Below are 1,276 nucleotides of genomic sequence, written 5' to 3' on the forward strand. Positions count from 1 at the left end.
CGCTTATTATTATAATAATTGATATGTTCCTTAATTTTATTTTTTAATTCTTCAAACGAGCACAGTGCCTCTCCGTAATACATCTCTTGTTTTAGTAAACCAAAAAAGTTCTCCATGGGCGAATTATCTAAACAGTTTCCTTTTCGCGACATACTTTGGAATATCTTGTTTTTCTTAAGTGTTTTTACCCACTTTTTATGTTGATAATGCCAGCCTTGATCAGAATGAATAGTTGTTCTGTACTTTGAGTCTTTTACAATTTCAATAGCTTCCTCGAGGGGCTTGAGCACCAGATCTAAGGTGGGGCTTATATTGATCCCATACGAAAGAATTTCTCCATTAAACATATCCATGATTGGATTCAGGTATAATTTCACACCGCCTGAACACTTAAATTCCGTGATATCTGTAGTTAATTTTTGATGGCACACACTTGTGTTAAAACGACGATGAATACGGTTCTTCCCAATCTTTCCAACAGTACCTTTGTAAGAACTATACTTGCGTGATTTACGTCTGAACTTGTTTCCTTTTAGTCCAAGTTTTTTCATGATACGCTGAACCTTCTTATGATTCACCTTAAAACCTTGATTGTTCTTCAATTCCAAGTAAACACGACGATATCCGTAATTTCCGTTATTTTCGTCGAATATCGATTGAATGCGTTCTTCTAACTCTTGATCCGGATTCTTTTTCTTCATTCTCTTTATATGATAATGATAAGAGGATTCAGGAATGCTAACTACTTGTAAAACATCTTTTAATTGGAATGTTTCTTTGAGTTCGAATGATAACGCTGCTTGTGCTTTTCGAGATAGGCTTCCGGATCCATCTGAAAAGCTCGCAACTTTTTTAAATATTCTACCTCCAAACGAAGAAGCTCATTTTCTCTTTCCAATTTTTTTTCGTTCGTCATTTCATTTTCTTCCGTATGTTTGTTTTTTCTATTCTTAGCTTTATCAGACATGGGAGGCCGTCCTTTCGGTTTATCCAGGGCTTCAGCACCACCTTCAAGAAAAGCTTTCTTCCATGATGCTATAATCGGAGGGTTTGTTAACCCAAATTGAAGGGCAGTTTCCACTTCTGAAGAACCTGTTCTCTTCATAAAGCTTAATACATCTAGCTTGAATTGAACAGAATAAGTTTCATTATGTTTTTTCCTCATTAATCCCTCCACTCCAAATTTCTCAAATACCTTTACCCATCTTTTTAATGGTGAACTGCTTTTCATACCGTGCTTCCTTGCTAATATATCATAACCCAATTTTCCATCTTG

General features: G+C 35.6%; 2 protein-coding genes. Both read right to left on the reverse strand.

What is annotated here, in order from left to right:
• On the reverse strand, positions 1-860 hold an 860-nt coding region (locus HP569_RS14315; RefSeq protein WP_246367329.1), incomplete at its 3' end, for an IS3 family transposase.
• The coding region (locus tag HP569_RS14320) for a helix-turn-helix domain-containing protein (protein ID WP_182201815.1) at positions 761-1,276 on the reverse strand (516 nt) is incomplete at its 5' end. The genes HP569_RS14320 and HP569_RS14315, both read right to left, overlap by 100 nt.

Source organism: Paraliobacillus salinarum (genome assembly GCF_014083865.1).
Lineage (GTDB): Bacteria > Bacillota > Bacilli > Bacillales > Amphibacillaceae > Paraliobacillus > Paraliobacillus salinarum.